Annotated in this window: 9 protein-coding genes and 2 pseudogenes; 4 read left to right on the top strand and 7 right to left on the bottom strand. The window is 67.9% G+C overall.

What is annotated here, in order from left to right; all coding sequences use genetic code 11:
• The 7 genes and pseudogenes from KVT44_RS54455 to KVT44_RS54480 form a co-directional block, all read right to left on the bottom strand.
• On the bottom strand, positions 1-877 hold an 877-nt coding region (locus KVT44_RS54455; RefSeq protein ID WP_217576542.1), incomplete at its 3' end, for an ISAs1 family transposase.
• Positions 878-1,223: 346 nt separating this feature from the next.
• Positions 1,224-1,412, bottom strand: coding sequence for a hypothetical protein (locus KVT44_RS54460; RefSeq protein WP_181648628.1), 189 nt, complete (start codon positions 1,410-1,412; stop codon positions 1,224-1,226).
• Between the two features lie 333 nt (positions 1,413-1,745).
• The gene (locus tag KVT44_RS59625) at positions 1,746-2,492 is read right to left on the bottom strand and encodes an FAD-dependent oxidoreductase (protein WP_308314412.1); all 747 of its coding nucleotides are present in this window, start codon (positions 2,490-2,492) and stop codon (positions 1,746-1,748) included.
• 115 nt (positions 2,493-2,607) lie between these two features.
• A pseudogene (locus tag KVT44_RS59630) lies at positions 2,608-3,588 on the bottom strand (FAD-dependent oxidoreductase); the annotation flags it as partial.
• A 466-nt stretch (positions 3,589-4,054) separates the two neighbouring features.
• A pseudogene (locus KVT44_RS59635) lies at positions 4,055-4,408 on the bottom strand (recombinase family protein); the annotation flags it as partial.
• 117 nt (positions 4,409-4,525) lie between these two features.
• On the bottom strand, positions 4,526-5,590 hold the full coding sequence (locus KVT44_RS54475; protein ID WP_254651184.1) for an IS30 family transposase: 1,065 nt from the start codon (positions 5,588-5,590) through the stop codon (positions 4,526-4,528).
• Positions 5,591-5,833: 243 nt separating this feature from the next.
• A complete protein-coding gene (locus KVT44_RS54480; RefSeq protein WP_217576544.1) occupies positions 5,834-6,805 on the bottom strand; it encodes a YafY family protein in 972 nt (323 codons plus the stop codon).
• A 79-nt stretch (positions 6,806-6,884) separates the two neighbouring features.
• Here KVT44_RS54480 and KVT44_RS54485 point away from each other — a divergent pair, with 79 nt between their 5' ends.
• From KVT44_RS54485 to KVT44_RS54500, 4 genes are all read left to right on the top strand, one after another.
• The gene (locus tag KVT44_RS54485; RefSeq protein ID WP_217576545.1) at positions 6,885-7,619 is read left to right on the top strand and encodes an alpha/beta fold hydrolase; all 735 of its coding nucleotides are present in this window, start codon (positions 6,885-6,887) and stop codon (positions 7,617-7,619) included.
• 24 nt (positions 7,620-7,643) lie between these two features.
• A complete protein-coding gene (locus tag KVT44_RS54490; RefSeq protein WP_254651185.1) occupies positions 7,644-8,735 on the top strand; it encodes a winged helix DNA-binding domain-containing protein in 1,092 nt (363 codons plus the stop codon).
• A 350-nt stretch (positions 8,736-9,085) separates the two neighbouring features.
• Positions 9,086-10,561: an ISL3 family transposase gene (locus tag KVT44_RS54495; RefSeq protein ID WP_308314413.1), complete on the top strand. Its 1,476-nt coding sequence runs from the start codon at positions 9,086-9,088 to the stop codon at positions 10,559-10,561.
• Between the two features lie 521 nt (positions 10,562-11,082).
• Complete coding sequence (locus KVT44_RS54500; protein WP_308314414.1) at positions 11,083-11,580, top strand: hypothetical protein; 498 nt, start codon at positions 11,083-11,085, stop codon at positions 11,578-11,580.
• Positions 11,581-12,438 lie beyond the last annotated feature (858 nt).

The following is a 12,438-nucleotide window of genomic DNA, read 5'->3' on the forward strand; positions in this document are numbered from 1 at the left end:
CGTAAGTGACATCGCGGACCCAGTGGATCTGGTTCTCGATGTGCCAGTGGCGGCGGATCCACACGGCGAGCTGTGCTGGCCGGGCCTGGTGCACGTGCAGGTTCGTGATCGCGTAGACGGTCTCGGTGGTGAAGCGTCTCGGCTGGTCCAAACGGTGCCGCCGGCGGCGGATCTGGATGGCCTGGGCGGCGTGCGGGAAGTCGATGCCGGTGGAGACGGTCAGGATCTTCAGGGTGCGGATCTCGCGGCGGCCGTGTCCGCGGCCGGCCTCGCGGGTGACGTCCAGGACGGCCCGCCAGGGCAGGCCGGCCAATTGCTGGTGCAGGGTGGGCTGGTTGCCTTTGACGGTCAGCGTCCAGTCGACGCCGCGTTCGGCGAGGTAGGTGACGTGATCGCGCTGGCAGTGCAGCGCGTCGACGGTGATCACGGTGCCGCGCAGGTCACTGATCTGGTCGAGCAGCGGTGCGAAGCGAGTGATCTCGTTGGTCTTGGGGTCGACGTCGGTGCTCGCGAGGACGACGCTGGTGTCCTGGTCACAGGCTGCGAGGACGTGCCGGGCAGTGCTGCCGCTGCTGCGTGAGCCGCGCAGAGTCTTGCCGTCGACCGCGATCGCTTGTCTCGTGGCCGGCTCCTCTGTGGTCGTGGCCCGGCCGGTGAGCCAGTCACCGATCGCCGCGGTCGGTAGGTCAGGATCGAGTGCTTGCAGCAGGCGGCGGATCATCGTCTCGGACGGCCTGCGATCAGGGTTGATACCCAAGGCGAGCATGGTCGCGGCTGGGACGTCGTCGATCCATTCGGCGATCGCCGTGTAGGAGCGGCAGTCGGCCACAACAGCGCAGACCGCCGCGCTGACTACGACCGGCAGCCGGTGCCGCACACCACGACGACCTCGTGGATCCGGTAGATGTGCCAGCGCCGTGGGCAGCCCGCCAGTGCCGGACGCGGTGACTCCCGCCGGTGGACATGACAGTGCAGAGATCAGCGATGATGGTGACGCGGGCATGGCTCACTTCGGACGGATCAAAAAGGCCTCGAGAACCTCGATGATCTTCCGAAACGGTCATGCCCGCCCTGCTACCACCAGCACAGGCGCGTCTCTACCAACTACCTCAAGCCGGACACCCCACGACTTTGCCGGGGCCCTGGTCCGACATCCCGTGCCGGGCCGGGGCAGTACTTCGAATCCGGCCGTGCCTCAAACAGGGCACGAGGGCAACGCGCCGTTACTGAAGGCGTCCTTGCACGCGGGTGTGGGTCACCTCTTCATTCTGGTTGGTGTTCTGGTTTTTGATCGTGTAGCGAGCGCTTGAGCCCTGCCCCTGGACGCTCTGCACCGTGCCGTCGCATTGCTGCTGCTGGTCGTTCTGGTACCTCACCTTTTCGCCTTGTCTGTACTGCATTTGTTGTTCCATGGTGGCCTCCTGTGATCATTTTCCGGTCGTGTTCGTCCTTTCCCCGGCACGCTCCCCAGGCACCGCTGGGGACCGGCAACCACCCACAAAGGGCAAGCGGTGGCCGTACGCCTGCACGCTGATCCCTCTCGCCGAGCATTCCGTCACCCCATGCACCGCCTGTCGTCAGTTCCCCCAAGTGGGCTACCGGCGGAATTCGTGCGAGCGGAAGCCGCTGTCGTACGACCCGCCGTCCGGCGCGGTGCGGATGCTCTAGCAGCAGCACGCCGTTTCGGTTGAAGGGCCGCAGCCGCTCGGGGCAGCGGCCCTTCCGGCGCAGGTCGGTGCCGGGTGCTACCCCAGGTCGAAGGTGTTGGGCAGCCCCAGCTGATAGCGCACCTCGTCGACCCGCTTCAGGGGCTCCATCTCCGGCGGCCGGAACAACTCCCAGATGTGGCACCGTTCGGCGCCCGAATTGTCGGTGTCCAGGAGTGCGTTGACGGCGCGTCGCGCGGACTCGTTGGCGCCCTCCATGGTCGCCAGGTCCACGTCCGTACGGACGTAGTCGCCCGCGAGGAAGAAGTTCGGCACCGCTGTCCTCGCCGACGGGCGGTGGTAGAGGGTGCCGGTGGGGTGGATGAGGAGTTGTTCGCGGTTCTGCGGATCGGGGCCGCCGAGGCCGGTCACTGCCGGGTCCATGAACCAGCCGAGCCGGTCCTCGTCCCTGAGTGTTGTCTTGCCGGAGTCGTTCAGCCCGTCCTTCAGCTGGGCCCACAGTTCGGCGACGATCTCGTCCTTGGTGCACTCACGGGCCGTCTTGCCGTACAGGATGCCGGGCTTGTCCCACTCGGAGATGATCGTGGACAGGCACTCGTGGGCCTGCCCGTCTCCGTAGTCGCGCGAAAAGTCCCGTACGTCCCAGAACTGCATTTGGCCGATTCCGGTGACCGCCCACGGTGAGTCGAGGCAGTTGATGTGGCCGTGCACGACGGGGGTGGGCGTGCGCAGGTAGAACATCACGCCGGTCATCCAGTCCGTCTTCAGCGCGTCGCACCGCCCGAGCTGCGGGTCGGCGGCGCGCAGGGCCGGGCCCCAGGTCACGCGGGCGTGCTCGACCGGGAGGGCGGAGACGTAGTGGTCGGCGGTGATGGTGCGCTGCCGGCTGCCGGCTGCCGTCGCGCGCCGCCACCCGTACGCCGGTCACCCGGTCCCCGCCGTACACCACCTCCCGGACCTCGGTGTCGAGCACGAACTCGACGCTCAGGGAGCGCAGATGCGTCTCCCAGGGGTCGATCCAGGCCTCGCTGGTCGGGGCGTTCAGTACCCGGTCGATGTCCGCGTCGCCGTCCATGCCGCGGCCGAGCAGGCCCCACAGGATGAGGGCCTCGATGATGACGCGGCCGACGGTGCGGGTGGAGGCGATCTCGGCGCGGGTGGCGACGAGGTTGCGGGTCTGGCCGATGCCGAGGAGTACCTGGTACTCGCGGCTCATCTCGCCGGCCCGGATGAAGTCCCACCATGCGACCTTCTCCCACTGGTCCTCGCGGCGGGCGTCGCAGCTGGTGAGGTGGACCAGGAGGCGGTCGGCGAAGTAGGCGGCCTCGTTGGCGGGCAGGTGAGTGGCGAGGTCCAGCACCGACAGGATCTGGTCGCGGATCCAGGACGGGGTGAGGTCGCCGGGGGCGGGCGGGGTGGTGACCCGGCGGAGTGGGAAGTGCAGGTCCGGGCGGCCGGAGCCGCGCGCGAACAACGCCTCCGTACCGCTGCGGAGGTTGCCGTGGACGCCGTTCGAGTTGCCGGGGAAGGGGATGCGGCGCATGGTGTCCGGCAGATTCCGGTAGAAGCCGGGGAAGAAGCGGAAGCCGTGCTCGCCGGGAAGCGGCTTGCGGCCGCCCGTTCCGGTCCCAGGGACGTCCATTGAGCGGGCCTTGCCGCCGAGGGCGTCGTAGTACTCGTAGACCGTGACCTCGTAGCCGCGTTCGGCGAGTTCGTGAGCGGCGCTGAGGCCGGAGACTCCGCCGCCGAGGACGGCGACGCGCTTGCCGGAGGAGGCCGCGGCCGCGCTGCCGGCAGCCCCTAAGGCGCCGACCGCCACCCCGCCGACGACTCCGGCGACCGCTGCCCCGGTCGCCGTCAGGAAGCGTCTGCGGCTGTGTCCGTTGTGCCCTTGGGACTGCTGCGCGTGTTCTGTTGTCATGGACACCGGAGGGTAGGGAGGGGCTCCGGAAGCCGGAAGCCCTATTGCCTGTCACCCACAGCATCCCCACAAACACGAGGAGGCAGCGATGCCGAGCTTCCGGCTCCATGTCCTCCTGGATCAAGCGGCCCGCGCGGCCGGTGCACCGGGCGAACTGCGCGACGCCGACCACTGGGCTCACCAGGCCACCATCTCTGGCCCCAGCCGCAAAGTAGCGGTCAGGGCTTCGCGGGCGCAGTGCCCTTGGGCTGCCGCGGCACGGTCTTCTCGCGGTCGAGGTGGCCGTAGACCGTGGAGCGGGGCACGCCGAACAGGTCGGCGATCTGTTGGACGGTCTTTTCCCGGGCGTCGTAGAGCTGCTGGGCGACGCGGCCTGGTCCTCGGTGAGGCTGGGACGCCGGCCGCCTTTGCGGCCGCGGGCCCGTGCGGCGGCCAGGCCGTCCATCGTGTTGGCCACGATGAGCTCGCGCTGGAGCTCGGCGAGCACGGACAGCATTCCGAACATGGCCCGGCCCTCCACTGTGGAGGTGTCGATGCCCTGCTCGATCACGTGCAGTCCGATGCCGCGCTCGCGCAGGTTGGCGCCCAGGGTCACCAGGTGCAGGACGGAGCGGGAGAGTCTGTCGAGCCGGGTGATCTTCAGCGTGTCGCCGGGCCGCAGCAGCTGCAGCACGAGGTCGAGCTTCGGCCGGGATGCCTTCGCGCCACTCGCGGTGTCGACGTGGATATCGCCCCGCTCCACCCCGTGCTGCAGGAGCGCGTCGATCTGATGATCGGGATTCTGGTCCACGGTCGAGACCCGTCCGTAGCCGAAGAGCATACGTCGGAATCTACCTGACGCACCGTTCACCCACGTTGATACTCGACGCCAGTTGTCGACACTTCCCACCTGCGGGTTTGTGATCACTGCTCCGAGTGTCGGCAGACGATGGCGAGCTCAAGCGGTCAGCGCATCACCGCTGTTCAGAAGGTCAGCGTAGACCTCTGCCGGAGTCCGGTAGCCGTGGGTCTTGCGCAGACGGTGGTTGAGTTCGTGAGCGATGGCGTCGAGGTCGGCCTGGCTGAAGGTGCGGAGGTCTGCGCCCTTGGGGAGGTACTGCCGAAGCAGCCGGTTGGTGTTCTCGTTGGTGCCGCGCTGCCACGGGCTCTGCGGCTTGCAGAGGTAGATCGGCATCCTGGTCTCGGTGGTGATGGCCTGGTGCTCGGCGATCTCCCGGCCGCGGTCCCAGGTGAGCGTCCGCCGCAGTTGGGGCGGGATGCCGAGGAGGCTCCTGGTGAGGTGCGGAGTGACCTGCTCGGCCTTGATGCCGTCCGGCAGCGTGACGATGGTCGTGTAGCGGCTGGTGCGCTCGACGAGCGTGGCGACCGCCGAGGGCCGGGTGCCCATCACGAGGTCGCCCTCCCAATGACCGGGGACCTTGCGGTCCTCGACCTCGGCGGGGCGGGCGGTGATGGATACCATGCCGCGGATGATGCCCCGCCCGGTAGGCCGGCGGGCGATCTTCGGGCGGCGCATGGGCCGGGCTGACCGCAGGCGCTGAGTGAGGCTGCGGTCGATTGCCTGGCGGCGACGAGGGTCGTAGAGCGAGAGGTAGATCGCTTCGTGCGAGATCTGCATGGCGGTGTCACCAGGGAACTGGCGTCGCAGCCACCCTGCGATCTGATCGGGAGACCAGCACAGAGCCAGCTTGGCCTCCACCAGGGTGCGCAGAGCCGGTCGTTGGGCGAGCTTGGCCTGCTTGGGCCGGCGCCCGCGCGCGTAGGCGGCCTCATCGGCGGATGCGGCACGGTAGCGGTCCCGGCCGCCGTTGCGGACGATTTCGCGGGAGACGGTCGAAGGCGATCGGCCCAGTCGCCTGGCCAACTGCCGGGCGGATTCCCCGGCGGCGATGCCGCGGGATATCTCTTCGCGCTCGCTGCCGCTCAGATGCCGCTCTGCTCGCTGCTGCGGGGTGAGGCGGACGCCCCCGCTTTGGTGCAGGAACCGACGGGCGTGCTGCATCGGTGCCCCGAGCGCTCGCCCGATCAAGCTGAACGACTGGCCCTCGCGCCAGCGTCTCCAGATCTCATCCTGCTGAGCTGGCGAAAACCCGTAGTCACGCACCTGTACCTCCACGATCACATGATCATCCGTGGGTGGTGCGTTGATCACCTGAGGGTGCCATCATTTCTCGACACTGAAGACCTGCTTGTCGCGTGGGCCGATTCACCCGCGATGTGATCACCCTGGCGTAGGTCGGCGCTACTACCGCAGTTCCTCCGCTGTCCGTTCGGCTGCTTCCGCGAGCTCGACGGCAAGATTCTTGAGGGCTGGTCGGAGTTCGTCGGGGTGGTGGATGGTGAAGGGCCACTCCAGGGAGGCGAGCATGTGTGCCATGCCGTCGAGGCGTTCTGCCCGGGCGTGCATCAGGACGCCAGCGGGCTGGGCGGTGAGCGTGACCGCGCTGTTCGGCAGCCTGCGGGCGATCTCGTCGAGGGGGCCGTGGATCAGTACCTCGACCTGCCAGCGGTACGGCCCTTGAGCGAGGGTTGAGGTCAGGTGGGCGACGGGGTCGAAGTCGTTGGGTGTGATGAAGGTCTGTGAGCGGGGGGTGACGGAGGCGATGCGGTCGATGCGGAAGGTCCGCAGGTTGTCGCGGAGATGGTCGTGGCCGACGAGATACCAGCGACCGGTGTGGAAGACCACGCCGTAGGGGTCGATGTCGCGCTCGGTCTGGTCCTGCCGCCAGGACTGGTACTTGATGCCGACAGTCGTTGTGGTGCGGGAGGCCTGGGCCAGGGCCAGCAGGACGCCGCTCCCGGGTGCCTGCGCGCTCACGGCGTTCGCAGTGAAGAACAGGGTCTCCCGCATGGCGGTGAGCGGCTCCCGCAGGGCGTTCGGAAGTACCCTCTCGATCTTGGCCCGGGCGCCCGCACCGGCCAGCACGGTCGTGCCCATCCCGAGGCGTTCGGCCGCGAGGAGTCCGAGGACGACGGCGAGGGCTTCGTCATTGGTGAGCACCAGGGGCGGCATTCGGTAGCCGCGCGCCAGTCGGTAGCCCCCGTAGCGGCCACGCTCGGCCTCCACGGGGATGCCCAGGTCACGCAGGTGGGCAATGTACCGGCGGACCGTGCGGACGTCGGTGTCCAGCCGGTCGGCCAGGTCCGGCCCGCTGAGCCCGGCGTTCGACTGGAGCAGTTCCAGCAGGGTCAGCACACGGGTCAGGGGATGCGACACGGATCACTCGACATTTCAGGGCTGATTCTGTCCTGTATCGACTTTACGCTCCCCGCAGCACTCACTTCAGGGAGATCACATGGCTACCTTCGTACTCGTTCCCGGCGCCTGGCTCGGCGCGTGGGCCTGGGAGGACACTGCCCGCGCGCTGCGGGAGCACGGTCACACGGTGCTGCCGCTGACACTGACCGGTCTGGCCGAGCGTGCAGAGGAGGGCGGGCCCCAGACGGACCTGGAGACGCACGTCGCGGACATCACCGACTTCGTCGAGAAGAATGATCTGCGCGAGGTCACCCTGGTGGCCCACAGCTATGCGGCCGCCCCCGTCACCGGGGCGGCCGGGCGCCTCGGCGACCGGCTGCAGCGGGTGGTCTACGTTGACAGCGCACCGTTCGCCGCGGGCATGTGCATGCTAGACCTCATGCCGCCGGAGGCAGCGGACCAGCTGGGCCAGCAGGTCGCGGCCCGTGGTGATGGCTGGCGGCTGTCGATGCCGTCGTTCGAGGTCGTGGGCCTGTCCAGCAGCCTCGACGGACTCGACCAGGTCCAACGGGACGTGCTGAGCGGGCGTGCCACTCCTCAGCCGTTCGGCACCTACACCCAGCGACTCGCCAACCATGCCGATCCGGGACTCGGCGTGGACCGTGTCCTGATCGCTTGCCGTGACTTCCAGGGTCTGCTGGATGCCGGGGTGCCAATGCTGGCCTTCCTCAACCACGCGCCGTGGCGGCGCTTCGACCTGCCCACCGGGCATTGGCCGATGCTGTCGGCGCCCACCGAGCTCGCCGACATTCTCCACACCGCCGTCTCCTGACCGAGACGAACCCAACGAGGCACGATGACCATGCTCGACGACGAGCGAGTTCGTGAGCTGCGGGCCCGCGCGCAGGCCTTGGCCGGCGGAGTTCGGGAAGCCTCCGCCGCCGCGGTCGTCCGCCGGGTCTTCGCCATCCAGGCCCAGGACGCCACGGCCGCCGACCTCGGCATCCGGGTGCGCGGGCGGGACATCAGGGCCGGTGGCATCCGTACGGCATATGAGGAGGAGCGGAGCATCGTCCGCGGATGGTTCATGCGCGGCACCCTGCACACCATCCCCAGCGACGAAGCGCGCTGGGTCCTGCGACTGCTCGCTCCGCGGATCCTCACTGGCACCGGTCGCCGCTACCACCAACTCGGCCTGGACGACGACCTGCGCCAGCGATCCGACCGCCTCCTTCGGCGCGTCCTCGCGACGCACGGCCCGCTCACCCGCACCGAGCTGACCGAGCACTTCGCGCCCCTAGGCGTCGCGCCGGACGGGCAGGTGCCCTTCCACCTGATCCGACACGCCGCACTCACCGGGGTCCTCTGCCACGGCCCGCACCGTGGGGGTGAGGCCACGTACGTTCTGCTCGATGACTGGCTGCCCGCCGTCGGGGGCCGCCAACCGGAAGGAGACGCCGCCTTGGTCGAGCTTGCCCACCGTTACCTGGACGCGCACGCACCCGCCGGCGTGGAGGATTTCGCCGCTTGGTCCGGGCTGCCTGTCACCTGGGCGCGCGGGGCCTGGAGAATCCTGGCGGACTCGGGCGTGATCACCGAGTACAGCACGCTGACCATGCTCGCCAGGCGGAGGGAGGAACCCGGGCCTACGTCCAGTACCCCTGATGTCCGTATGTTGCCCGCCTACGACAACTATCTGGTCGGCTACCGCACCCGCGATATGTCCGTCCCGGTTCTCCATCAGGCCCGCGTGTGGCCGGGAGGCGGCGTCATCCGACCGACCGTCCTCGCCGACGGCCTGGCCATCGCGACCTGGACTCGTGGCTCCGGCGCGCGTTCCATCCAGGTGGATGCGTTCGCGTCTGTTCTGCCTCAGATCGAGTCGGGAATCGACGCGGAGAAGGTATCCCTCGTCCACTTTCTGCAGCCCTCCAGATGGTCGAACTGATCCCGATTCGAAGGCAACGGGATCTACGCCAGGCTCGTGGCCATTCGTGCCGACGGCCGGGGACGAAGGATGGTCACGGGCTCTGCGAGGTCAAGCCGTTGGTCCATGTCGAGTCGGAAGGTGCCGTAGGGGTTGATGTTCGACCAGAACATGCGGGCTCTGGCCGCAGTTCCGTGAATCTCCAGGTCAGGGGCGGGAACGGGGGATCGTTTCAGCAGTGTGTTTCCTGCCGTGGCGAGCAAGTCGGTTGAGGATGTGCTGTTTCCCGGGATCGGTGTGCGAGTGGAGCGTGTCAGCGACTCCCCGGGCGCCCTGGTGGTGGAGGCGGTGTCCACCGAACGGCCGGGCCGGTGCCCGAACTGCCGGAAACAGGCCAGACGCGTACACAGCTCGTCCAACGCAGCTTGGACGAACGGCCGTTGGGCTCCCAGCGGGTCGTCGTCCGGCTCCGGGTACGCCGGTACTTCTGCGACCGGAAACAGTGCTCCCGGAAGACGTTCGTCGAGCAGGTGCCGGGCCTGACCGAGTGGCACCGCCGGTCGAGCACCGGGCTGACGGGGTGGCTGCGGTCGATCGCGGTGGAGCTGGGCGGCCGTCCGGCCGCGAGGCTGTGCCGGCGCCTGCGGCTGGCCGCAGGCCGGACCCGGCTAATCAGGCTGCTTACGGCACCACCGGTTCAAGATCGTGCCCCGCGGGTGTTCAGGGTGGACGAGTTCGCATTCCGCAAGGGGTGCACCTACGGCACCGTGCTGGTCGACGTCGAGGCCGGCCAGGTCGTGGACGTGCTGCCGGACCGCACCTCGGAGACGTTCGCGGCCTGGCTCAAGGAGCATCCCGGCGCCGAAATCATCTGCCGAGACCGGGCCACCGCCTACACGAAAGCAATCAGAGAAGCCGCCCCCGACGCCCTGGAGGTCGCCGATCGGTGGCATCTGCTGCAGAACCTGTCCGCCGCGGTGGAGAAGACCTGTCACCAGCACCGCGACTGCCTGCGCAAACACGCAAGGCAGGAGACGGAGCCGACCGTACCGGAACCGGTCCTCATAGAGCTGCCGGTGTCGGCACTGCCCCGCACCCAGATCATCGAGCGGACTCGCCACCGCTTCGAGGACGTGCATCGGCTGTTGGAGAAGGGCTGGACGATCAGTGCCATCGCCCGGAGGTTGAACCTCGACCGCAAGACCGTACGTCGCTTCCGCGACACCGACCTCGACGAACTGCTGGCCTCCGCCCGCGAACGCCGCCCCAACGGCATACTGGAGCCGTTCAAGGCATACCTCAACGCCCGCTTCGCCGAGACCCAAGGCCAGGTCAGCGGCACCAGCCTGTTCCTGGAGATCCACGAACGCGGTTACCGGGGCAGCCGCCAAGTCGTCCGCAAGCACCTTGCCGCCCTGCGGGCTAGCACCGCCGAACCGGTCCGGGCCGACATCCCCAGCCCCCGCAAGATCACCTCCTGGATCATGCGGCCCCGCGAGACCCTCACCGAGAGCCAGGACCAGAGGCTGCTTCAGGTCCGGCTCACCTGCCCGGACATCACCCGGGCCTGCGACCTCGCCCGCACGTTCACCGATCTCGTCCGTCACCGGCGCGGATACCTGTTGCCGGAGTGGATCCGCCAGGCCGAACAGGACGCCCCCAAGCCGATGCAGGGCTTCGCCGACTTCCTCCGCCAGGACCTCGACGCCGTCACCGCCGGCCTCACCCTTTCGTGGAGTTCAGGCGTCGTCGAGGGTCACGTGAACCGGGTGAAAACACTCAAGCGAGCCATGTATGGCCGGGCCTCGTTCGAGCTCCTCCGGACCCGCATCCTCACCCAGCCATAAGGAGTGCGACTTTCGCCTCTTTCATGGGGGGGGGAGCTGGTAGCAAATGCTGCCATCAGCGTGTCCGCCCTCAACCGCAGCTCAGGATCGGAGGCCCCTACCACGCGGACAGAAACTTCGTTGCCTTCCACCGCGTTCGCGAGATGCACTTCGACGCGATGATCCGATCCGACCAGCGGGTAGCTGTACCAGCGATCCAGGTGCTCATCATCGGTAGCCTCAAGGCCGAGTTTCACCGCCTGCCAGTCGGTGTCATCGAAGTCGTAGCCAGCGTAGCGAGCCAAAAGGGCCAAGAAGGGCTGGACGTTCTCGTGCCAGATCCAGCCCTCTACCGCGCGGTACCCGTCTTCTTTTGCCACTCGGCCAGAGTCCCACATGCGCACGCCCGGTCCGTCATATGGCCGTTCACCAAACTGCGGACAGAGCTTTGAAATGGCTCTGACCGGATCGGTGTGAACGCACCTGTAGGTTCTTCCGGACTCGCGTGGGCGGGCCCTCGGCGGAGGAAAGAGGGAGTGACCGTGGCTGACGAACTGCTTGATGCCGAGTGGCTTCGCGGCTGGTGTGAGCAGGCGGGTGCGGCGCTCGCGAAGCTGATGGAGTCGTTCCAGGCACGGTTTGGCTTCGAGCCGGGAAGCAACGTGGTCGTGCACGCTTCGGAGGCGAGCCATCAGGCCACCGACGTGCTCGTGGAGCTAACGCCGATTCCCTCGGACCTGACCACGATGTACTGGGTGATCGACGAGGTCTCCTTGCCCGATGTGGAGAACGGCTACTTCGTCCACCCGGCCTTGCTGGTCGCGGACCACTTCCGCGATTACGGGGCCATCCAGATCGACGGGGAAGAGCCCGCCCTGGTATTCGCCAGCGACGGGGGCGGGCATCTGTTCGCGCTGGCGGGCTCCGGGCGGGTCTGGAGGTCGACCACCGCCTCGTGGTTCGATCAGTTCGACCTTGCCGCGGCCAGTCTTCAGGAGTTCTTCGAGGGGCTCTCTCGGCAGATCAGCGGCCGGCTCTGACGGCTGGTCGAAGGGCGAGCCGACTCGAAGCCGGGTGAGGATTCGGATCCTCAGGAGCCGGATTTCACCCGTGCCCGGCCCTTTGCCCTGGTCGGTTCAGACAGCACGAGACCATTCTCTACGGTGCACAGATGCGCTATTTGTTAGACGCCTTCGCCGTTGGAGCACTGAGGCGAGGTCGGTCCGTCGAGCAGTTTCTGGGCCCCACCGGCTCACCAGAACGGCCTGGTGTCCGCTGGGTCGAGGTCAGACCAGCTTCCGGACGTTACGAGGTCTTCCTCCACACCGCCCAGGATGTCGGCCACCCGGGCTTTATGGACCTCGTCGAGTTCCCACCGCTCGACCTGGACGACGAAGAGGGAGAGTTCGGTCGCCTGGTCACCACTGCGGGGCGACCCGCTGACCGCCCTAGCCGTGGCTGCGGGTCGCGCGGGGGCGGTCAGCGGCCGATGGGTCAACACCGGCCTGGCACAAGACGAATACATCGACTTCGTACGAGCCGGGCGCCCAGCACGTGAATCCTCCGACACGCAGCCCCCGATCTGACCAACGGTCGGGTCGTCGAACCTGGAAATTCACGGAACCGCGGTCAGAGCCCTGAAATTCCCCAGGGCTGCTCGCGTTCCCTACTTGGTTGCGCGGTGAACGGAGGGTCGGATTCGGCCGCCCGTTGAGGGTTCGGACCGCTCCTCCCCGTCAAGGGTGCCTACGGCGTCATGTATCCGCTCTGACCGCCGGTACGGCGTGGCATTGCCGTTCTACCGCTCGGCGGTGCCGTCCGCACCGTCAATCTCGTAGATTCGCCCTTGAAGTCGTTCACCGGCCCAGTCCAGCCCGACGCCCAGGTCAAACCAGTGC

It is taken from the genome of Streptomyces sp. GbtcB7, from assembly GCF_019091445.1.
In the GTDB taxonomy this organism is placed as follows: domain Bacteria; phylum Actinomycetota; class Actinomycetes; order Streptomycetales; family Streptomycetaceae; genus Streptomyces; species Streptomyces mirabilis.

Bases quoted from the DNA above. Each gene is read 5' to 3' on its own strand.
- KVT44_RS54460 (WP_181648628.1), bottom strand. From the start codon at position 1,412: ATGGAACAACAAATGCAGTACAGACAAGGCGAAAAGGTGAGGTACCAG.
- KVT44_RS54475 (WP_254651184.1), bottom strand. From the start codon at position 5,590: ATGCAGCACGCCCGTCGGTTCCTGCACCAAAGCGGGGGCGTCCGCCTC.
- KVT44_RS54485 (WP_217576545.1), top strand. From the start codon at position 6,885: ATGGCTACCTTCGTACTCGTTCCCGGCGCCTGGCTCGGCGCGTGGGCC.
- KVT44_RS54490 (WP_254651185.1), top strand. From the start codon at position 7,644: ATGACCATGCTCGACGACGAGCGAGTTCGTGAGCTGCGGGCCCGCGCG.